Annotated in this window: 7 protein-coding genes; 1 reads left to right on the forward strand and 6 read right to left on the reverse strand. The window is 58.3% G+C overall.

Annotation, left to right across the window (positions count from 1 at the left end):
• Positions 1-99 precede the first annotated feature (99 nt).
• Genes ACR0AW_RS19105 through ACR0AW_RS19115 form a run of 3 tightly spaced genes read right to left on the reverse strand, consistent with a single transcriptional unit; the run spans position 100 to position 3,354 of the window.
• Entirely contained in the window at positions 100-849 is a 750-nt protein-coding gene (locus ACR0AW_RS19105; protein ID WP_170734054.1) for an N-formylglutamate amidohydrolase, read from the reverse strand.
• Positions 846-2,546, reverse strand: a complete 1,701-nt coding sequence (locus tag ACR0AW_RS19110; RefSeq protein WP_170734055.1) for a Na/Pi cotransporter family protein — start codon at positions 2,544-2,546, stop codon at positions 846-848. The genes ACR0AW_RS19105 and ACR0AW_RS19110 overlap by 4 nt, the downstream gene beginning before the upstream one ends.
• 4 nt (positions 2,547-2,550) lie before the next feature.
• Complete coding sequence (locus ACR0AW_RS19115) at positions 2,551-3,354, reverse strand: inositol monophosphatase family protein (RefSeq protein ID WP_170734056.1); 804 nt, start codon at positions 3,352-3,354, stop codon at positions 2,551-2,553.
• A 375-nt stretch (positions 3,355-3,729) separates the two neighbouring features.
• Between ACR0AW_RS19115 and ACR0AW_RS19120 the strand changes: the two genes are divergently transcribed.
• Positions 3,730-5,259: a sulfatase-like hydrolase/transferase gene (locus tag ACR0AW_RS19120; protein ID WP_170734057.1), complete on the forward strand. Its 1,530-nt coding sequence runs from the start codon at positions 3,730-3,732 to the stop codon at positions 5,257-5,259.
• A 23-nt stretch (positions 5,260-5,282) separates the two neighbouring features.
• Here ACR0AW_RS19120 and ACR0AW_RS19125 read toward each other — a convergent pair whose 3' ends face one another.
• From ACR0AW_RS19125 to ACR0AW_RS19135, 3 genes are read right to left on the reverse strand one after another with little or no spacing between them, the layout of a single operon-like run.
• Entirely contained in the window at positions 5,283-8,642 is a 3,360-nt protein-coding gene (locus ACR0AW_RS19125) for a Tc toxin subunit A-related protein (protein ID WP_170734058.1), read from the reverse strand.
• A gap of 19 nt (positions 8,643-8,661) precedes the next feature.
• Entirely contained in the window at positions 8,662-15,609 is a 6,948-nt protein-coding gene (locus tag ACR0AW_RS19130) for a neuraminidase-like domain-containing protein (RefSeq protein ID WP_480439484.1), read from the reverse strand.
• A 28-nt stretch (positions 15,610-15,637) separates the two neighbouring features.
• Entirely contained in the window at positions 15,638-23,605 is a 7,968-nt protein-coding gene (locus tag ACR0AW_RS19135) for a SpvB/TcaC N-terminal domain-containing protein (RefSeq protein WP_170734060.1), read from the reverse strand.
• Positions 23,606-23,876 lie beyond the last annotated feature (271 nt).

Genomic DNA, 23,876 nt, shown 5'->3' on the forward strand with positions numbered 1-23,876 from the left:
CCATCAAACGGCCCTGAAGGTCAACCAGACAAACCAATACCGTATCAATCTCGCCAGACGAAACCTCAGCCTTCAAATGCTCAAATGTCAGTGTCGCGCTCACGATGCGCCCTCCCTGATCGTGATATCGTTCAGCGCCGGTTCAAGCAGCGCCAGTATGTCCCGTGACATGTTGGCAACCTGTATTTCATTGCCCAAAAGATCATTGCGTACTTCGATCATCACATTGGCCAGCCCCCGGCTCAGCGCATGGAGACGGAGCGAATGCGTTACACCGTCAGCGGGGCCATAGGGCTGATTGCGTTCCGTGCGGCGATGCGGGATCTGATCCATATGATCCAGCATGGCATCGACCAGACGGCTGTCCTCGTCATGAAGAAGTCCAAGTTCAATCGCGCGCGGCTTACCAAAATAGACTGGCGTGAAGGAGTGAATAGTCACAACGACTGTATCCGGACCGCGCGCATCCAGAACCTGTGCAACAGCCTGACAGAACGGGGCATACACTGCCTGGGTGCGTGCATCGCGTTGCGATTGATCGAGGCCCACATTACCCGGCACTTCGATCAGTTCTGATTTCTCGGGCATTGCGCTTGCCGCCTCGGGCGGACGGTTGCAATCATAGACCAATCGCGAGACGGTCGAGGCCACGACTGGAGCATCGAGCGCTGTCGACAGCGCCCGTGTCAGCGCCATTGCGCCCGGATCCCAAGCAGCATGGCTGACGCGCGCGGATGCGGACAACCCCAAATCATCAAACTCTGCCGGAATGCGGTTGCTTGCATGTTCACACAGCAGAACGACGCGCCCAACGCCCGCCTGGTTCAGGATTTCGACCGATCCGGTCATCCTTTGACCTCGGTATCCGCATCCTGTTCCATCTGCGGCATTTCTTCGATCAGGCGGGTTTCAAGCAACTGCCCGTTGCGATACAGGATCGGATAGGCGACGGCCGCGATGTGACTGTTGAATTCGCGAAAGGCGCGCAGCGTTTCTAGGTGGATGTCGCTGGTTTCAAAGCTTTCTGCGCTGCCATGTTGCAAGCGTTTAAGGTGGCGTTTGCGACTGTCACGCTCGGCCCGCTTGATTTCGGTTTTTTCCAGGCTCAGCAGTCGCGCGCTTTCCAGATCGTCCGAGATCAGCACGTTCGAGGCCAGTTTCAGGTTGGCCACAATCCCCTCGTGCATTTCGACCAGCTCTGACCAACCTTCTTTCGAGAACGCGGCCCCCTTTTTGCGCATGTCATCCGCCAATGCCGTCAGGCGTTTGGCCACCACGTCGCCCGCGGTTTCCAGGCGAATGGCATATTCCATTAGGTCCCGCGCAATCTTGGCATTTTCCTTGCCGAACGCATCAGCGGGGATAGCCGCCACATATTGCCGGATACCAGAAAGGCAATCGTTCACATCAGTATCCATGTCCCGAATGGCCCGGATCTGCTCCTTGTCGCCGCTGCGATAAAGCTCCAGCGCAGGCCGGAACATCGAGCCAACCATGTCGCTCATCCGCAGAAGCTCGCGTTTGAGGTTAGACAGGGCCTGATTGGGTCTGCTGAGGGAGTCGAGATCAAGTGCGCTGATCGGTTGCCCGGGCTGCGCGCTGCTTTCAGGACTTTTCGGATCGGGCAGCAGTTTTTCGAATGGCGCGCGCAGCATGCCGCAGAACGGCAGGGCCAGAACCAGAAGCGAGGCGTTGAAAATCAGATGTGCATTCACCAGCATCTGCCCGCCTTGCAGATCGCCCAATACTCCGGTTCGCAGCGCCATGTTGGCAGCAAACAGCGAGACAATTGACCAACTGCCCCGCAGCGCCAAATTAGCGAAGGGAATGCGCCTTGCAGACAGGGCCATGCCGCGTGTCAGCCAAACCGGGATGAAGGCGGACCCGAAATTAGCACCCAACACCAGCGAGAGCCCGGCGGCAAACGGGATCGCCCCGATTTGCACCAGGGTCACACACATCAAGATCGCAGCGACCGAAGAATGCATGACAAAGGCCAGCGCTCCACCGACCAGGAACGCTGTGATGTAATCACGCGCAAGATACTCGGCGATGGCGGGTAGAAAGGCGCTGTCACGGATTGGGTCCATCGCCTCGCGCAGAAAACGCAGCGAGATCAGAATGAATGCGACACCCATCAGAATACGGCCCAACTGGCGCGGTTTCTTGGCCTCTGTCTTGACGAACAGATAGCCACCGACCGCAAGCAGTAGCGGCACCAACCAATCCAGTTTGAAGGACAGAACCTGAATGATCAGCGCCGAGCCGAGATCGCCACCCAGAACCATCGCGAGCCCTGTCGGAAAGGCCAACATCCCGCCCGCCGCAAATCCGGCGGTCAGCAATGCAACCGCGGCCGAGCTTTGCAGGACGACGGCCATTGTAAGCCCTACCATCGAGGCCTGCGCATAGCTGCGCTGCCCCGTCATCACCCGCTGAAACGATGCACCATAGCTACGCTCGATGCCCGTGCGCACCATGCGCACAGCGTAGAGCAGCAGCATCGTTGCACCAGCCAGACTTATGAGGAAACTGACAATCGCCATTCCGTTATCCGTTCACCAGATCAAGCAGCTCGGAATGCAGTTGCGGCGTGGCCGCCGATATGACTCGGCCGTCGGAGTTCAGACCTAGCGGCTTACCCTCCCAATCGCTCATGATCCCGCCCGCAGCTTCAACTACGGCGGAAACCGGCAGATAGTCATAAGGCTGCAGATCATAATCGATGACCGCATCAACATGGCCCATCGCAAGCAGTGCATGCGGGTAGCAGTCATAGGCAAAGCGTCGGGTCTGTCCCGAATTCATCAACCGATCAAACAGGGCCGGTTGATCCCGGTAAATCTTGTCGCCTTCGTTGACGAAAAAAACTGCGTCGCTCAATTGGCGTGTAACGCTGACCGAGACAGGCTTGCCATTCAGTGTGGCCCCTTGACCTTTCATGCCGATCAGAAATTCGTTCAGGGCAGGCATGCCGATGACCCCCAATCGGGGAACACCATTCGTGAGATATCCCAACAGGAACCCAAACAACGGATGCCCCGACAGGAATGACCGGGTGCCGTCAATGGGATCTACAATCCAGACATTCTGCCGATCCTGACCTTCGAACCCCTGTTCTTCGCCAAAGATACCGTCATCTGGAAAGTTCTCAGCCAAATATTGTCGCACCACGGCCTCGACACCCTTGTCCGCCTGTGTGACCGGGCTTTCGTCCGCCTTGAACTCAACCCCCAAACGTCCCCGAAAGTACCCGCGCGCAGCCTGCGCAGCGATATCGGCGATTTCGGCGGCGTGAATCGCGATATCTGACGTACCTTCGGGCGTTGCAACGGTATTAGGTGGGGTTAGCATCTGTTTTTGTCCCTCATTGCAATGCCTTAAGCAGTATTCAGAGACGCCGTCATGGTACAGGTAAACTGGATGACTAACGGATCGCCATTGCACATGGGTGTTCCGGTTGTATCGTCACTCTGCGATGCTGCATTACGCAACATCTTTTAAGCATCAACGTCACAAAACCCCACACAGCACAGCAACATTAACCCACAAAAAACAACTTATTCAACCAAATTATTCCGTTTTTGGTTGATTAGCGGTTTCGTTTGTGGATTTTTGAGCGGTGGGTATCGCCATTCCGAGGCAAAGCAGGCAATACCGCCGCGTAGTTTTGGCAGGAATACACGCGCAGGGCCAAGGATTCGGTTCAGCGATCAGGAGCACCGGGATATGACAGACAAACACAACGTCCTGTTTATCATTACCGACCAGATGCGGGCGGATTGTTTGTTTGGGGCATTGGAGGCCCATGTTGACCTGCCTCACATGCGCGTGTTGATGGAGGACAGTGTTTCTTTCACGCGGCACTTTTCCGTTACCAACCCCTGCGGGCCATCGCGCGCCTCATTGCTGACCGGGCAATACGCGATGAACCACCGGTCGGTACGAAACGGCACGCCCCTGCGCCACGATGCACCGACCATCGCCAGCGAGATGCGCAAGGCAGGGTATCTGCCGATGCTGTTTGGATATACCGACACATCACAGGACCCGCGCGTGTTTGATGCAAAAGACCCGGCGCTCAGGTCATATGAATTCCACATGGCCGGTTTTCAGGAAATGCTGGAAATGCGGTTGGAGATGTCATTCCCATGGCGTTCTCATCTGAAAAACCGTGGATATGAGTTCGAAAACTATATTGATGTGTTCAAACCGGTCGCACCCGATGGCGGTCAGCCTGCGCTGAATGACCCGGCCTTCTACGCGGCCGAGGATAGCGATACCGCCTTTCTAACCGATCGGTTTCTGGAAACCATGCCGGCATATGCGGATGATGACCGGGGATGGTTTGCGCATCTGACCTACATTCGCCCACATCCACCGCTAGTTGCCCCAGCACCATATAACCGGATGTATGACCCTGCCTCGCTACCATTGCCATCGCGACTGCCGAGCGCCGAGGCTGAAGAGGCGTTGCATCCGTTTTTCGCCCCGGCACGGGCCAACAGCACGGTTGCCGGATTTGTTGAAGGCTTCCCGGACCTTGAACCTACGGACGAGGTAGTGCAGACGCTGCGTTCAATCTATCTGGGTCTTGCCACGGAGGCAGATCATCATATCGGCCGCGTGGTTTCGTTTTTGAAAGAAACCGGGCAGTACGACAACACATTGCTGGTGGTCACCGCAGATCATGGCGAGATGCTGGGGGATCGGCACAGTTGGGGTAAGATGTCGGTTTATGATGCGGCCTATCATACACCCTTGATCGTGCGCATGCCCGATGGAGCCCGTGGCAAACGGGTCGAGGCACCCACGGAATCGATTGATATCGTTCCGACGATTCTCGAATGGATCGGGCAGACAATACCGGATTCCATGAATGGGCATTCGCTGTTGCCCTTCCTTCAGAGTGAATCCTCAACCCCGGCTAACTGGCGCCGCTATTCATTCTCGGAGCTGGACTTCGCTGATCCGCTGAACCCAACCCGCTGGCAACGCGATCTGGAAACGGGGTTAGAGGACAGCTGCCTGAGCATCCTGCGCGACGACCGGTTTACATTGGTTGAGTTTGCGGCTGATCTTCCGCCCATGCTGTTTGACGGTGAAGGGCAGGGTGAGATGGAGAACGTAGCAGAACATCCTGAACACGCCGCCACATTGGCGCGCATGACACGCGACATGTTGCGTCACCGGATGCGGAAAATGGACAAGACCCTGTCAAACTGGATGATCACCCCGGATGGTCCGCGCCATCCGTGACGTTCCTATATGGCTGAGGATCGTCAACCACCCCAGGTTACAGTCATCAGCATATCCTCGAACTCTGCGGTGTCGAAAAACAGCACGATTTCACCCGTTGGGCCTGCGGGTAACGGAACCGTCGCCAACTGACCAACCGCCAGATCGCCCAGTTCCGGACGGCGGGTCAATGTGTCCTGAACCACACCTCCGTCGCTGGTATCAGAACGATCAGACACCGTGATTGTTGCCGGAGCAGCATCCAGACTGCTTTCAGCAAAAAGATCGCACCGTTTGAGCGTCGTGAGGCGACCAGCCGACCAATAGGGATAGTGCTCGGGTCGGAGTGTCAGCCGCAGCTCGTGACGCCCACCCGCAGCGGGTGTTTCGCGGCGGAAGCGTGCCCATTCTGTCGGGAACTCGTGCCGCAGTGAAAATAGCCGCACATTTCCCACAGTCCCGTCTGCCGCAATGTCAGCCTTCAGTTGATCAACGGCTGCATTGCGCACAGGCCCACCGCCATCCCGCGCAGTGTAGCGCAGGTGCAAGACGACGTCCGAGATCGTGTCATAGTCGAACTGCTGCGGATCGCCCTGCGTTGGGTCCGCCGGCAGCTCTAGCCGCCACTCGCTGACTGCGCCCACATTTTCGAATGGTAAATAGCGATCATCGGGCATGCCCTCGAACTGACCGGTTTCCATCTGTGCCGCACTGAAAACATTGCTTTCCGCACTGTGGTTATCGGCAAAGCGGTTGTCTTCGGGTCCCGTGCGAACGTAGCCATCCCCGATGTCCGGTCGCTGCCGGATGCTGCTCTTGAGATGCACAAGTTTCGCATGGGTCCCGATATAGGGCCCGGAAACACAGGGCAGGCTGAGCGCAACACTCTTGATCCGGCGGAAATAATGGCCCGGCCCATCCAGATCGAACTGCGCCTCGGGGATTTTAAAGGTACACCGACCTGTTCTTCGCAGATTGACCAGGGCCAGCGGATCGATTTGTAGCAGGCTGACATGTTTGGTCAGCTCGTATTCGTTGCGATTGTGCTCGTGATACGCAAGCTCCATCCGCTTGACGTCCAGCAGCAGCGCCTCGCCTGAAAGAAGCCCCTTGCGACCGCCATCCCAATAGTTGAACTGCACCAGAGTTTTCTGATCCAGCTCGGGCCGCATCAGTTCGGCTTTCATGGTCTGCTCGGCACGCCGTGCGGTATCAAAGGCAAAGCGGTAATACTCGTAATACAGCTTTGACAGCTCGCCCTGCAGCCAGCCGTATAGTTCTTCGTTGGTATACTTATCCTGCAGGAAATCGCGGGTCTGTTCGGTCAGACGGATTGCCTTTTTGACGTTCAGATATTCGCGATGCTGCGCCTGTTCCGCGATCAACGATGTCAGAATCTGACGCCCGATCTGCATCACATCATGGGCCGCCAGATTGTGCTGCAATATCCATTCGTCGGCGCGGCGTTCATAGGCGGCAGCGCGAGCCGCCATCCCGGCCTGATCACGGTTCCAATCCGCGATCATCCCGGATACATCCCCCGCGATCCGCATGACCGAGGACAGCACGGTTCCCACCTTAAAGTCGATGGTGCCACCGAGGCCCCAATAATGCAGGTCCAGTTTCGGGTCGGGGATCGGGGTAAGCGTTGCCGAGATCGAGTGGAACACCGATTTGGCCAACGTTGTGTCCCGGGCTATTGGCAGCAGGATGTTAAGTTCTTCATTCTCTTTTTTCGACAGGTGAAGGTCTCCGTCCCCGGTTTGGCCTGACGTCTGCGCGCCATCGCCATCGCCCGGACGCTCAAGATCGGGAAACTCCAGCCGCTGAACCGGGACGTCATATTGCGCAACAAGTGCTTCGTAGGCTTCGTCGAAATTGGCCTTTGTCAGGGTCTGACGGGTCAGCTCCAGGGTCTCGGGCGCATTTGGATCAGCTTCCTGACCCAGCAGGCGCTTGTAATAGTTCAATCGCTCAAGCGCCGCGCCACGACTGCCTATCAGCGCTTGCGTCGCTGCCTCGGTGTTTTTCCATTGAAGGTAACGAAGATCGACCTGCAGTTTCTGCAAGCTGACTTCGTGACCTTGCCGCAACAGGGCCAGTGCCTCGGCGTCGCGTTTTTCCAAGGCGGTCAGCAACGCCGACCCGATATTTCGGACCTCACCAGCCAATTCCGCCGCCTTCTCGATCAACACGCGCGAGCGGACGGGGCTGACCGGTTGATTCAAACCCGAAACGACAGATCCGATATCCAGCCCAGCCGCCGCCGCCTTGACCAGCATTCCGGGATCGATCGGCGGGTCGAACAGGGCAAGCGGACGAACCTGCCCTTCGATATCCATACAGTTGCGGATTTTGAACAGCCGGTCGGCAACCGTATCCCAATAACCCAGCAGCTTTTCATTATGCGGGATGCAGAAATACAACGTGCGGGCCATACCGAATAACGGCGCAGCGCTGTCGCTGGTGCCCGCACCTGTTGGCGTTGTGAAATTGAAGGGGAACGCGCCTTCAAGCTCGACCAATGCATTGCCCATCGGATCAAGCCCTTGCGCCCGAAGTTGCGCAAAGGTGCGTGGCGTGGTTGTTCCACCCGCAGGTGAACGCTGCGGCTTGTCGCCCAGTAAATTCGAGGCGAGCACATAGATCTGCAGCGCTTCCATGATGGCTTCGCGCGTGAATTGCTGGAACAGGTTGTCACCCCAGGCAATCAGATTGTCGAGGTACTTCATCACCACGTGCATCATGAATGAAATCGTCCGTGTGCGCGCGACTGCAAAGGGCTGAAACGGGGTGTTTCGCACCGCTTCATACCCATTTAGGATCGCTTCTTTCTCGGCCAGCTCCGCGTCGGTGCATTCGTCGTTTGGGTTGCTGAGCAGGGTCAACAACGTATCGATGGATTGGGCTTCGCCCTCGCGAAAGGCAAGGAAACGCCAATAGCGTGTGGGCACCGGTACATCGGGGTCATTCTCGGTCGGATCGAAAATCAGATGGAACCAGCGTTGCGCTTCGGCGAAACGTTGGGTCTTGGACAAGTGCACCGCAATGGTCAGCGGCACATGGAACATCAGTTCCCAATTGTAGTTGGCATAAGGCCCACCCATCCGCGTGTCGATTTCCTTCGGGAACGAATGGATGTCGATCTTGTCGGTTTCCTGCGGGGAATAGAGGGAATTGAAGAATGACTTGCGCAAGCTTTTGTGAAACTCCGGGGACAACATCCCGGGCACACCCTGTATGTTCAGACGCTCGATCAACTCCGACACGAAGGGGTGGAAGAAGTTTTCAAACGTGTAGTCCCAGTGTTTTTCATAGCTGATAAGCTTGATCTTCTGGGGGCCGAAAATGTCCTGATCAAGCAGGTGATGGTAGCCGTAAGTGCTGATCTTGCTGGTATCCATGATCAAAGTCCTTTCCGGATCAAGTGCGACGCATGCGGACGGTGCTGCCCATCGGGCCGATGTCGCGGTCGCCAAAGCGGACCGTGCCACCGGTGCCCAGCGCTGTATGGACAAAGGCGTCTTCGGTCACGAATGCACGAAGAGTGCTCAGGTCGGCGCTGCCAAAGCCGGGGATTGCAGTCACCCGTTCAATCCGGTCGGGCTGCTCGGCAAACGGCTCGAATGCCAGCACCATGGTATCGATTGTCGGGTCAACCTCGGCCACGCGGCCAAAATCAAGCCAAGTCACAACTTCGACGATCCGCTGCTTCGTGGAAACGTAGAACACATGTCGCGGGTCGGCATAGAAGAACGGCGACTCCCAGGCTTCTCCATTGGTCGGGTGATGCGGCTGTGTGGCCTGATCGGGCGCCTTATTGGACAGCAACCGATGCGTGATCCCGTCATTGGAATAGATCGCTGTAAGGCGGTTTGACCCGGTCGACGTAATACGTTTCGGCAAGAAATGCGGCGCCTTCTTGGGTGAGCGCGTATCGGGTGTGCTAAACGTGTTGTACATAAAGAACGAAACGCCCAGCCAATCCTTGTACGAGATCGATATCCGCATCCCGTTGGTCCATGGGAATGAAGACAGGCGGATGCCTTTGCGGAAATTGCGCATCTCTCGGGCTGGCACGTTTTCGCGCAGCAACAGGGGCTCATCAGGATCCGAACTGCGCGGCGGTTGCCAAACGCCATCCACCCGTTCAGTCCAGTTCAGCATGACCTTGACGTCAAAGGTGGGTTCATCAACATCCATCAACGATGACGCCTCAACCTCGGCCAGCGGGCCTGATCCCGCATTGGGTGTTCCTTGTGCCGTGTTTTCCGGCATCATCTTGATCCAGAACAGGAACAGACGATTGTTCCAGACCAGCGGCATGACCGGATTATCCTCGATATCCAGCGGGATTTTCTCCCACGCGCTCCACGAGCCGTAGGCACGGGTCCGGTGGTAATAACTGCGTTTGGCCCCGGCGGTGCGCCCGATAACATGCAACACGTCGTCTGCAGCACCGGGATCGCCTTCGATCTTGTAGAGACCGCATACTTCCAGCTTGGCGACCTCTTCCAGTTTCTGCAGATACCCGATCAGCGAGGTGGCTGCGCGTTCCTCGGTGATGTCACCCTGCAGCAACTCACTCATCGCCTCGCGGAAGAAGGGTGACTGGTCGTCGCGCAATTCCGGCTCCATCCAGTTTTCAGGGTACAGGAAGATTTTCCGGTTTGCCTCCCACACGCGGTAACGCTTCATCCACTCCCAATGCTTGGACCGAAGGCTGGATGCAGCCACACGGGGTTCAAGGTTCATCAGGCAGCGCTCGGTAAAGATCTGTACCGAGGACAATGCGTGACGAACCCGCGAAGTGAGCATGCACGGCTCCATCTGCACATCCATCAGGAAGTATTCGAACAACTTTTCGGGCGTGTTGATATGCGCCGCATCCGGACGCCCGCGCAGATCGTGCAGGATATGCGCCACCAATGCATCACGCTGGCGCTTGCGCAGGCGGTCATTGATCGGTTGCAGGATTTTCAGCCAGTCGTCCGGGCTGTAACGCGCACGAAGGGCGGCGCGGAAATTCCGCACAATGGGTCCGGTTGGGGTGGGTGTTGCGGCGGCGATCAGCGCTGTCGCCGGAATCCCAAGTGCCGCCAGCCATTCGGCGATGTCATGAAGCCGCTCCAGAACGGCCAGATCGCCAATATCGGCTGGGGTGAGTCCGAAATGTACCAACAGGGCGGCGATATCCAAGGGATCCCAGCGCGTGACTTGGAACAACTCAGCCTCGGCGTCGGCGATGGCGACCGCTGGATTCTCGGCTATCGAAACCAGCCGGGCATTTTCAGGGGCATAAGCCGCCTTTAATCGCGCCATGCGCAGGTGCGCCGTTAGCACCCCCATCAGCGCGGTGGAGGTCGGATCATCGGGTGTACCGGTGATGGGCAGGCTGTTTGGCCAGGCCGCACCCGCAATCTGCAAATCGCCATGTGTCGTCAGGTGCAAGACCTCAGCGACGTCAAGTTTCAGCGTTTCGGACAACCGTGCAATGCGGCGCGTACGCAGGTAGGCCGCGCCCAGATGCGATACCGGATCAGCCGGGTAGAGATGCGAAGCGCCGATGACCTCAGTTCCTCGGCCCGGTGCACTCCAACGCAACGCCAGACGGTCGGTCACATTGGCCACGCCCAGCGCGATTTCGACCAAAGTGCCTGCGCGAAGCTCGATCGCGTTGGTGTTTGACCATATGCCGCCCGCCTCGGTTAGAAGAACAGGTTCGCCCGCGATGCTGAGTGTCACGGTCGCGCCCGCATCGGCCTCGACAGCAAAGTTGAAGAACCCGTTTTCAGGCGCTTCCAGATATCCCCGTAACCGGATCGAAATCGAAGAACCTGGTGTGGTTTGATTGTCTGGCAGCACTGTTCCAGTGGAGGCGAAATCAATCGCGCCAGATAAGGTTTCGACCCGCGCAGGCGGTGCAGTGTGGGCCGGACCATCGCTGATTTCAGCACTCAGACCCCCGGATTCGAGCATCAGGGCATCCTCAAGCGCGGAGCTGGCCGGATCAGTCGCCGCATGCAGAACCTCGGCCTTTTCGAACAGGACGGCTGCCAGATCAGCCTCAACTTCGATCGCGGTACCCAGAAGCTGCAGCGCCACCTGGCGTTTCCGTCTTGAGATCAGCTGCGGCAGGATTCCTTCAAGCAGGGCACGATAGGCCTCGGCCTTTGACGCAGTTGAGCTGCGGTATGCGTCGTGAAGCGGGAGCAGCTCGGGGAAGCGGGTGAAGAATGGCTGTGATTGTGCCTCGCTGGCGCTGAACAAAGCGTCAATTGCTGGCGTGAAGGCAGCAGGTGTCCCGGCGACGGCCTGCAGGGCATCTCTGACCGTCGTCGACATGAGCCCGTTGAAAACCAGAACCTTGCGGAAATCGTCATAAGCGATTTGATCGGGCGCCTCGGCCAGGATCGCCGGCTCTAGCGCAGGGGCAGAATGGTCATAGGTAACCTCGGCCGAGGATGTGGCCTCCAGATATCCGAAGAACTGCTCGGTCGCTTCGGCCCCATAGACCAGAGCCATGTGGGACCGGGCAATACCGCCATCGGGATCGTCCACCAGAACAAAGTCATTGGTGATAGCCGCAAACCCTGCACGCAGATCGCGTGCCAGGGTCGTGATGTTTTCTGCGGGCGGTGTCGTCTGGCCACTTGGGTCATGGTTCAACAGCAGCGCCAGCGCTGTTTCCAGCGACAGGCCTAGCTCGGACAGGCGATGCACCAGATCGATAACCGTCAGCAGAGCGGGTGCAGTGGCGTCTTGCGGGCCATAGGGGTCAAGACCGGTGGCTTGAAGCAAACGCTCCAATCCCGGCACGCTTTGCTCAAGCGCGCGCGCCAACCAGCCGCGACGGTAGATTGCGCTGACCGTCTCGATGGTCAGGGGTGTCGTGTCATCGAACCCCAAAACAGCGACGATCCGGTTAAATTCCGGACCCGTCAATGAAAAGGCCGCGCGCAAGGTTTCAACCTCGGGCAGCAACAGGGTCGCAGGGTCTGTAAGCACACCGCCAAAACCGTCCTCGGCAAAGGCGGGGTTTTCGCGAGCAGGCCGCTGGAACATTTCACGGAATAGCGCGGCGGTTCCATTGGTGCTGATTGGTCCAAAGAGGGCCAGGATCGGGCGCAGCGCGTCCTCGGGCCTTAGCTCCAGCGCATCAAGGGCCGACATGGCGATGCCCAACTGTGGCAGGAGCTCGGCAAAGCCGGCATCCATGCGAGCCAGGTCTACCTGCGCGTCGGCGCCGCCCGGCATCTGGTTCGTCGGATAAAGCGCCGAGATGATAGCATCCGTGTCGGCAATGCTAAGCTCCAGAACACGCAACAGGCGGACGAACCGGTTAATCCGGATAAAGTCATTCCATTCAAGGCGGTTGGACAGCGGATCAGGGTCTGGGTGACGCAGTTCAAGCGCGCTTAGGTCGCACATATCCGACGGGTCTTGCGGATTTGTAAGCACGATCAGACCCATGATCCGGTCGAAAGTAGTGTCATCAAGCAACCATGCCTCGATATCACCCCCAAAGCGTTCAGGCTCGACCCCTGCCGCCATCCGGCTTTGTAGTTCTGCGAAGTTGATCGCGCCGTCCCGGAAGGCCCGGATATCGTCGAAGCCCAGGCCAAGATGCTCAAGCTTCGGGATCAGCGCGGCTCCGGGGTTCACGAACTCGGTCTTTAGGATGTTCACGAGATCAACCGGCGTGATCTCGGTGCGGCGGCACAGGTCGCGCACGCTTTCCAAGCCATCACGCACTTCGGCTGCGCTGGCACCCGCATCAAAACCATAAAGCGAACGCACTGTCAGATCGGGTCGCGCTGACCCGGCAACTGACACGCTTTCGGTCAGGACGGCGTTGAGACCGCGCGAGATGTTCAAGCGCTGCAGCCAGATGTCGCGCCATCCGTACGGTGCATCGTCCAGCGCGTCTGACGAACGCAAGTCGGCCATAACCCGATGTAAAGGCGCGTCGAAACGATTGAACAGGGCCTTCAGTGCCTCCAACGAACGGTCAAACGGCAATGGGATGGGGAACTGGGCGGTGGCCAGCGTGGCATAGGCGGCATCGCGTACAAATTGAGGGCTGGCCAACAACTCGTCAGGCGGTGTTTGACCATCGGTCGAATGACCCTGATATCCACCCAAAGACATGCCGTTGACAACGAAATGCTCAAGCACCTCGTTCACCAAGTCGATGTATGGCACAGGCGTCAGAGTGTTTTCGCAAGTCAGAGGCAGGTGTTGAATATCAGGCCGCCGATCAAGCAACACATCAAGTGGATTGGTGAAGCCGTTCGGAATCTCGGTCGCGGGGCGATCAAGAAACAGCAGAAGATCGACAAGATAGGCTGCGGGGCTGAGGACTGACCGGCAATGCTCGCATCCGCAATAATCCATCGAACCGAAAAGCTCTTCTAATGTGGAGTATGCGAGCACATCGCCAAAATTGTCCGACCCGCCCGGGGTAGGGTTCAAAAACCCGTCAGCAGCGCCCACGCTGGGGCCGATCGCTGGCATCATCCGATGAGTCATATAGGCGGTGGCCAGATTCAGAACCGCTCCATGGACCTGTTCTGCCTTGCGGTAGATCTGCATCGCGACGGCCTCGTTCAGAACGGCCTTGTGGGCGCGCAGGAACTCATCTTGTGGCAGCGCCACGACCGTATAGGCCGAATCCAACCCTGCAGCCAACATGGCATTCATACTGCTGTCGTCGGGCGAGATCTGATAGACCCGCTGAATGCGTGAGATTTCGCGCACCACTTCTGGCGGTTCGTCCAGCGCATTTTTTGCAATAAAGCGCGCAACGGGCTGCTGGCCTATCTGGAAGGTATCGGCATGTTTTGCGAGGAAATCATGCACGTTATTCGACAGCCCTGTATCGACCAATGGCGTCTCCTGCGCCCGGACCATTTCCGCAACAACCGCAGTCGGGAAAGACAGCCGCACCTGAGCGGCCATGAATTCTGCATAGTTGGCGCGTCTTTCGGCGGCATCCCGGCCCTGAACTGCCTCTGGCACGGGGTCGGTGTCATCCATGATCGCGGCCCAGGCATCGGCTTTATGAAAACCCGCCTTCACTAGGCCTCCCAACGTACCGTCCGCATCGCCATCGGTGTCACGGTGCAAGCGTTCGACCAGCTTGGAGTTGTTGAGCGTCAGATAGGCAAGCTTGCCATCGGTCTGCAAACGGGCGGCTTTGTCCTGACCCAACTTACCCTCTACCTCGGTCCAGAATGTATCGAGATCATCACCATGCGCCGCATGGAGCGCGGCAAAAGTTTCGCGCTCGTCATCCCGCGTCAGCGAAAGTGCAAGCAAAGGCTGCATTCCGGCCAAAGCCCCGGGAGGGGGCGTATCCAGCCGCACGCGCGCGGAAACTTCGGTAAATCGGGCAAGGGAGGCATCTGTCTGATCCGCCAGTTTGGCGTCGATCAATCCTTCATCCAGCGCGGATTTCCAGATTTGCGCCACTTTAGCAGGGGGCGTGCGGAAAACCGCGGTGTCATCGGCGGGAACACCTGCACGTAAAAGCGCATAGAACAGGCCAGAGTCGATGCGTTGACCACGCCGTCCAGCGGTCTTGTCAGACAACTGCTGGGATAGCGACGCCAGTGCCACGGCGCGCGCGTCCCAACCTGTTTTATTGGCCAGATATGTGATGTCCTGACGGGTGTCGCTTTCTTCAAGTTTCGACAAGGCACCGTTGAACTGACCAGAGAGCGCCTTGGTCAGTGTGGCGTGTTCTGAAGACAGTTTTGCGGCACTTTCAGCAGGCAGAACCACGGAAAGCTCGGAATCCGGTCCGGCGTCATATTCCACCGCCGAAGCGGCAACCACATCGTCATTCAAACGCACCTGCACCTGAAGGTCTGGTGCATCCTTGCCGCGCTTGGTGATCTGATCTCCGGTAAACACAATCTCGAAGGCACCGCGTTTACCGGTTGTAGCCTTCCCCAGTTCAACGTCGCCGCCGACACCTTTGTCGACAACAACAACAGCAAGGCCATCAACAGCCGCACTTTGCGCACTTATAACGCGACCGCTGACACGGTAGGTGCCAAAATCCGTCGGCGTGTCCAGTCGAGCGACCAGATCGTTAATCACAGCTGCCGTTCTTTTATCGACACTGCCGGTCGGGGACAGATCGGCCTCTTTCTGAACCAGGCGAACGGCTTCAGTGGTGCCTTTTCCGTAGGTCGGTGTGCGGCCATCCTTTTCGCGCGACACGATATCGGCCAGCGCTCGGCGCGCGTTGATATCATTGGCCAGCAGCAAGCCTTCACGCAGCAGTGCCAGCAAAGCGGATTGCAGATCGCCCACCGTAGCGCGGCGCATTCTGGGCTTTAGCGGATGCGTAACTTTGGTCATGAGGAGGTACCCTTTCTGACAACTGCGTTCACCATTTCAAATGGCCTTTGATACCCTGGCCTTGCAGGATCGACATCGTGCCTGCCGCGCCCAGGCCAAGGTATCCAGCGGACCGTCGGAAGAAGCCGCCAACGCCGCCCTGACGATGGCCTGCATCGATTTCGTCCACCCAAAAATCGGCCGCTTCGCGCGCGGCGGTTTTTTCGCCTTTGATTGCGGAGCGAGCTTCGGTTCCGGCCAGTGCAATTGAGCCGAAAGCTGCGAGCCCGGCGGCAAGGACCGATCCGGCACCACCACCCGTGACGAGCTTGCCCGACACCGAGACCACGTTGAGAGTGCCCGAGGCTGTGCCCTCGACCACATTTGCAGTGCCCACGCCGGTCTCGCCTTCGGCGATTTGCGTGATCCCTGTGCCAACCTGAATGCCGCTGGCCGCCATACCGATCACCATGAGCCCACGGCCCATGACCCCTAGGATGGCGCGGCCCCCGGACAGGGTCTGCGACACTGCCTTGCTGCCCCGCATTGCTTTGGCGAGCTTGGAAATTGAGGTGATTTTGCCTTGCTTATTCACCATGTTCATGGTGTCGACTTTTTGCACCATCGACGCAGTATCGGGCGCAGCGCCCGGGCGGTAGACTTGCACGGTGCCCTTGATCATGCCGGTATTGGTGTCGAATGAGGTCAACATTCCGTTCCCCTGTTTCGGGATCTCGATCAGCGTCCAATTGCCGTTGCCATGCGCCACCAGGTGAGACCGGACTCCGGCGACCTTCACACCCTGGGCATGGGTGGTGTTGACGTCTGCAAAGGAAACCATGGCAGTGGGCGGGTGCGTGTGTGCGATAGCCGTCGTTCCCTTTGGAATCGAGACCTCGGGCTTGGTGGCCGTGCCCTTCAATATCTTGAACGTGTTGTTCTCTTTGATAAGGGCAAACTCCTGCACGCTGCCTTCGGTGTTCCTGACCTGAGTCGCCAGCGCATCAAGCGTCTCAAGACCCTTCTGCAACGATGCAACTTCAAGGCCTCCGTTGGGCACAGTGGGCGGCGCAGTGCCCTCGGGATCGTCGAGCGTTACCGGGTTGTTATAGGCATAGGCATAAAGGTTCAGCCCACCTTCAATTCCGATGGGATCGGCGCTGATCCATCGGCCGAGCCAAGGGGCGGCATAGCGGGCACCATGATGGTTAAGCCCGGTTTCGGCATCCCGCTCCATCGCGGTATATCGAAAACGTTTCGGACCTAGGCCAGCGGTGGCAACGCCTTGATAGGTGGTGCTGCCGAAGGGGCTGTATTCCTCGTAAGACAGAACATTGCCGTTCTCGTCCAGTTCGATCCCCACACTGCCCACATGGTTACTGTGCTGATAACGAATGACGCGGCTGACCGCACCACCGGCGATCGTCGTCTCAACCAATGCGATACGGCCAGCTTCGTCCCCCACATGCAGGGTCTCTCGGGTCCGCGGGTTTGCACCCGGTTCGCGGATAATGTCGAACCCACCCAGCGAGATCGTTTCGCGCCGAATGGCTCCTGCAGCGGTTTCTGTCACTTTTCGGATGCGAGTCCCGTCAGATGCGTAAACAAAGAATGTGCGGTCCCCTTGGTGCGCCAGGCCGTCCGCATCATCAGGTCCAACTGCCTGACGGCGGCACATGCGCAGTTGGTTGTCGTGGTCCCATGAGATCTGATCGAGATGAGAAAGGCGCAGCATGTTGCCCATCGCATCATAGCCGTCACCGCCCTGACTGATGATATCATTCAAGGCACCGACCGATGTTTGACTTAAGCGGTTCGAGGATACCCCCGCGGCCAGATCGCTGTCCTCGCCATAGGTGTAGGTCCGCGTCCAACCGGGCGCCACCGGATCAGAGCCCCGGTGGCGCATCTCAATCAAGTTGCCCGCAATGTCATAGTGAAAACGCTCAAGATACCGGCCAAGGGCGAAACCATCACCGCGGTGTGGCAGCCGGGTTCGCGCGGCGTCGTTATAGCTGTGGGCGCTGGGTGCGCCGCCTTGCTGGCCCAGATGTTCGCGGCCCGTCGCCTCGATCAAACGATGCAGGGCATCAAACGTATAGTCGTTAGAGGCATCAACACGGCGATTGCGGAAAAAGATCTGCTGTTGCGCGCTGTCGCGGATGTGGGTCACGTGGCCAGACACATCGTATATCATGTGCTGCGCCTGCAAGTGGCATCCTGGCCAGCCTGCAACTGGCGGTGTCGGACAGTCCAAGCCAAAACCCGTTGCATCGCGCCGGGTGATGATGCGTTCGGTGAGACGGGTCAACGGATCATGCAGGATTTCTGTTTCAACCGCGTTGCCATAGATGATGCGTTCGCGGTCGCCCCAAGGGTTATATGCAATGCTTGAGACCACGGCATGATCCGCAGTGGCGGGATCCAACAAAGTGTCAGGTGCCGCGGGTCGTGCGTGCCAGGTGTCCACCCGATCAAGCCGCGAGGACGGGTTATAGCGGTACTGCACAACCTGGATGCGCGCGCCCGGCGATTGCGATTGCAGCGGCACCAGTTGGACCGGACGGTCCAGCGCGTCAAAGCGGGTTTGCCCTGCGAAAATCTCGGGCTCAGTCGCCACGGGTGTGGCCCAATCGAGCGTGGTGCGAAACTCCTGCGCCAGTTGCCGCTGGCTGCGGATTGGGTTGCCTTTGAAATCATGGGCCAAAATTTCCATCGTGCCGGATTGGTCGCGGCTGATCGCAATGCGTTTGCGATGGTTCAGGGCTTCGGGCGTCGGCAGCGATTCTCCGTAGATCGTTTCATCGATCCGCAGCTCAGGACCCGCATTGATGCTTAGATGAGTGGCGATGGGTCGGCGCAATACATCGAATTCGTGGCGCAGCCGGTGGTCGCGCGCATCCCACGTAAACGCCGTTTCGCCACTTACATCCGTTAGCCGCCAACGGGTACCGCCCTCCATACTGTCGGTCCGAATGGCGGTGCTGAGCATGTCGAAAGCGGTACGCTGAACCTCGCGCCCAAGCTCATCCCAGGTTCGGCGCGTATTGCCTTCGATATCGATTTCGGTCGCAACGCGGTGGAGTGTCTCGGTCGGTAGGGTGCCCGGGGCCGTGTTGCTGTAGAGCGTGCGGTTCGTGGTGAGGCGCGCGATCAGCGCACCACGGGTATCCGCCAATGCCCGCATCGGTGTGTCATCATAAAGCGCCGATTTCGATGCAGCCTCAGTGGCGCGCTGCCGGTCTTCGGGATCGGGGAAACGGGTAGCCAACGCCTGCGCTTGCGCCGGATCAGTGCGCAGCGCGTGCCAAGTGGGTAAATAGGCAGCCTGCGGCAACCTACGGAAATGGTCGCCAAGATCGGGGTCTTGGGCGGGATCCGAAATCAGTACAGTATCGCCCGGGTCCCATGTCGTCTGGTCCCAAACAGAAAACCGGTGTTTGCTCCATGTATGATCGGGATTCAAAATCCCGATCTCTCTGCCCAATGCGTCGTAGAAGAAAATTGGGCTTACACCGATGCGGATGTCGGACTCATAGGTCGGGCGATCTGTGAAGAACGGTTCGAACTGTCGAACAATATTGCCTTTGTTGTTGCGCACTTGCCAGCTGGTACCGACCCAGCGTGGCGACGGCGATGCGGACATAACCGGTCGACCATCAGGACCCAACAGGATGTTCCCCGAGCCATCACGCGTTGGGACCGGACCGTCTTCGGCCTGAATCTTGCGTTGAATTTCCTGCCCCATCCCATCTGTAAAGGTAAGTTCGGCCAGGAACGGTGTGGTTTGACCCGGCAAAAGATCACTGTCGTGAACCTCTCGATGCAGGGAAAGACCGATGACGGGTGATGGGACAGGATCCCCACGAGAGTGATAATAGGCCCAGGGATCATAAACATAACGCATTGTCGCGCGCCCAAGTGCTGCCAGAGCTTCAGGTCCACGCGGATTAGTCAGCACTTGGGTGCGTGCTGCAGGCACCAGTGTCGGATCAAAGCCATCCAGCCTGTCACCTTCGTCGGGCCCATCGACCTTGCCCATTCGGGCCATGCCGGTCACGCGGCCATAGGCGTCAAAGACCACCTCGCTGCGATTACCGTTCTCATCGGTCAATACCAAGGCTTGCAAAACGCGATAATCCTGTCGGCGTTCGGTGATTGCGCCTGCTGGACCGGTCGAGCGTACCCCTGCCGACATGCGATTGCCCAATGCGTCCTGCGTTTCCTCGATCAGCAGGTCGAAAGCGTCATAGCGGGCTGTTGTTTCCGTATGTGTTGCAGGCTGATGGAACGGGTCCCGCAGGCGATGTGGTCGAAAGAAATGCTGTCGTGCAAATGCCAGCTCTTGCGCGGGCGTATCACCGCTTGAGGGCGACAAAAGCTGACGGTCCGATGGGCGCCACCACTGGCCGTCGCCGTCAATCTCGGTGTATCCCGCCTGCGCCATCTCGGCCGCACCAACGCGGCCTCCATAAACCTGCGTGACAAGACCCGGCGTGAAGGCCAGTTGGAAGCTTTGATGGAGAAGCCCCAAACTGCCCATCTGGCCAAGCGGCAGTGGGCCGGTCAGCGTATCATCCCTGAAGTACTGACGGCGGTGTTCGATCAGACGACGCTGCACCTGACCCGCGGTTGGGGTCGCTTCATAAGCAAGATCGGCTGCAGCGTTCGCCTCTGTCTCGATCTCATCAAAGGACAAACGCGTACCCGGCGCTGGGCTTAAGCCGGTAAGCTCAAAGCTTTGTTCTTCACATGACACCGGGGCGCGGTAGGTTTGATCTGTCGCGATCAGGTCCGTGACGCGCCGCGTGTGTAATACCGCATGTAACTGCGCCTGACGCGCCTGATCTTCAGGCGTCAGCGTCGGATCAGGTGTTTGCCGGCCATACATGACATCGACGCGGCGCAGTTCAGTCCCAAACGGGTCAACCTCCAGTATGACCTGATGCTGAAGGCGTGGGTCATCGGGGATCCGCTCATAATGCGCGGTTAGACTTTCCCGGGCATGGGTCAGAAACACGGCATGACGGTTGGGTCCACGGGATTGCAGAAGATGCACAGTCTGCGTTTGCTCGACCACCTGATAGGGGTGACCGTTGGGATAGCCGGGCTTCGCCCTGCCATCGAGCGCATAGGTTTCACGCCGAAGCACCGTGCCGCGAAGCGCGCGCGCAGCCTCGCGGGTTTCTCCGGTTGTCAATCCGGGTGGCAACACCGTGTCTGGCAAAAGCCGCCGTCGCGCTTCAACATCGTCGTCACGCCAAGCGGGTGCGCGCCAGTATTCCCCACGATCCTGCCCATCAAGCAGACCAGCCAAGACATCGGGCAGACTACCTTGGTCGAGATACACGCCGGTATGAAACCATGTTCTGGTCAGTACGGGCGGAACATGAGATGCCGGGTCTTCGTTTGATGCCAGTGGCCCCAGCGCATCTGACGAGAGCGTCGCAAATTCCTCGGTGTCCCATTGTTCGACCATGCCGAACCCGCGAAACTCGCGCTCGACCCCGTCGAAATGACCATGGTGAAAGGCAAAGCGAGATACGAACCGTGTCTGCGCCACACGATCATGTGTGACGATGCGATCAACGACCTGCACGGGGAAGGGCAGCCGGGTGGCCCAAGGACGACCCTCATAAAGGTCCTGCAGATAAAACCGCGACGACGAGGCATAGCGCAATTCGGTCTCGCCACCGAAATTGTTGACATATCGGGTCATGAGGTGCGGTTTTTGTCCGCCCATCAGATCGACGTAACGCAGAGGCTGACCTGCGTCGCGGGACAAAGTAGAGGACCACACAAGACAGGCGGTGCCCGTTCCAAATAGATCGAGCAGATCAACCGAAGTTTCGGTATCAAGCGGCGGCACATTCCCTAGGCGTCGACGCGGTGCAAGCCGGTTGCCAGACATGTTGAAATAGAGGTCGATACCTTCTGCACCCAGATAGACAATGTCGGTGGTGCCCGAGCCGTCGATATCCGTCAGGCGCAGGCGGCTGCGGTCGAACATCTCGAGGCGATCAAATTGCGGCGCGTCGTCCATAGCCACTTTGGTGCCGAAACGCCCATATCCGCAATTGGGCCAATAGGCGACTTCACCACAGCGGATACGAACCAGATCAGACAATCCGTCGCCGGACATATCCGCCAGAAAAATTGCAGCCTCAGGATCGGAAAACACAAGTCGGGGTCCGTCAGTGTCGTTCCATGGCTGCGCTTGCCTGCGCGCGGGGCCAAACCCGGCCTCGCCTTCAGAGGGGTGCCAGACAAAAGCGGTGTCCTCGGTCAGAAGAATGTCTGCAAGGCCATCGCCAGTCAGGTCAACCATCTTCATGCTGTCATTGGACGCATCTACATGTGGCCAATATTCAAACGCGCGGAAGTCGGACCAACCTGATTGCGCGTCGCGCTCATGGAACCCCGGGGTTGTCCGGTCCATTACCACCAGATCCGGGCGACCATCACCAGCAAGGTCCATCCATTGGCCTGACTCAGCAAATGCAGGCCGCTCGGCAACCAGCACGGGGGCCGCAAAGCGCGCCGTGCCGTTCATTGGCCCAAGGTTGCGAGTGTAATGCCAGGCACCCGGGGTCGAGGTCAGAATTCCACCAACACCGTCACCGTCCAAATCAACCCAGTTTGCCGGATCGGTAAGTCCGGCCGGAGCGCCTTCGGTCTGCCCGCGGTCAAGGCTGTGCACAATATCGTTCACCTCGGCCCGGCTATATGTGAATTCCACGGGCGGAATCGCCTGACGCCGATAGGCAAGGAACGTGGCTCCGTTCACATCGCGCGGTGCAACAGTATCGTCCGGAGCGAAGCCCGACTGCGCGACCGCCATGAGGAATGAGCCATAGCGCGTACTGCCGAGGTGCTGACGCTCGTCATCAGTGTCAGCACCGGGAGGGGTGAAATCGTCATAGGAAAACTCAGTTGCCTTCACGAGACCGCGATAGCCCGGTTCGCCCGTCGGCAGGTCGGGGATATCGTGAAATGTCAGAATTCGATGGCAGCGGCGATAGCGCCGAACCTCAAAGCCCGCGCGGTAGCTTGATGTGGGGTCCGGGCGCACTTGCCAATTTCGGCCGGGATCAGCGGATGCATGGACAAACTCATTCTGCGCGTCCGCCGCCACGTTGGGATCAGGTGCGATTGGCATCAGGTGGTCTTCGCCATAATCGAATACGACCGTGAACAGCCATCCAGCTGCATTCACATCCGGATCAACCAAACGAGAGACCCGATTACCATAGCGGATGCGTTTCAGGTACCGCTCGGCTGTGCGGGACCGATTGGCTTCGTGCGCCTGCGCCTGATCGATGCCAACTGCGTCTTCGGCGACATGCTCGTATCGGATGGCGTTGCCTTTGTCGTCGAAGGTCTCGGACAACAACCAGCGAAATACACGGGCGGGGTCGTTCGGGTCTGCCACCCTTGATAGGCCTGACGCGCCATAGATCGAAGTGACGTTTTCGCGCGACGTGACACGCCAATGCGCGATACCCGTCGCCTCGTCTGTCCACCGCTCAATGCGGGCAAAAGTGCTTTCGATCCGTGGGTGGAACCTGTGGATGGTCACACCTGGAAACCGCGCGCGATCTTCCCATTGTGCCCCCTGAGAATCGAGCAGCGGCACCAGATCTTCAGACCCCGAAATCAGGAAGACATCAGATCCGGCGGCATCGTCGTATTGGGGCAGGCCTTTTTCCGTTTTGCGCGTGATCTCGGGCAGCGAAAGTGACCATCCAAAGCCGAAAATGCCGCTGCTGGTGCCAGCCTCATAGCTCAGTTGCAACTCTGGTGTGAAACCACCGCGCCCGGGGCTGACAGGAACCGGAATCGTCAAAGACGCAGACCCGGTCACCGGGTTCGAGGTAATCTTTTCACCAATACCAGAAATCGCGCCACCGCCTTTCGGCAGATTGAGCGACAGCACATCTTTGTTGGCGCCATTGTCACCTGAAATGGCGGAAGCTTCCGACCTTTGGGGTCGGGAAATGGCAGTGGAGCCTAACATTTGGCCACCATAAATTCGTCATAAAAATATCAGCGCCACAGGGGTGCTTTACGTAGGGTAAGCAATCGGAAACCGCTGGGTCAATGCAATCAGATGGGATCGGCGATTGTCTGCCATACCGTTCTGGTTGTGTTGTTAAGCACAACCTCGCAAGCCTTGGACAAGGCTACAAAGTTTCATTGCGCCGGTGGTTTATCACCGGGTTGCTGGGTCCGAAAGAAACAGAACCGGTACGGGTAAGGCAGGCTTTGCGGGCGATGCCGATCCATGT

The sequence above is a fragment of the Ruegeria sp. C5 genome, from assembly GCF_056537605.1.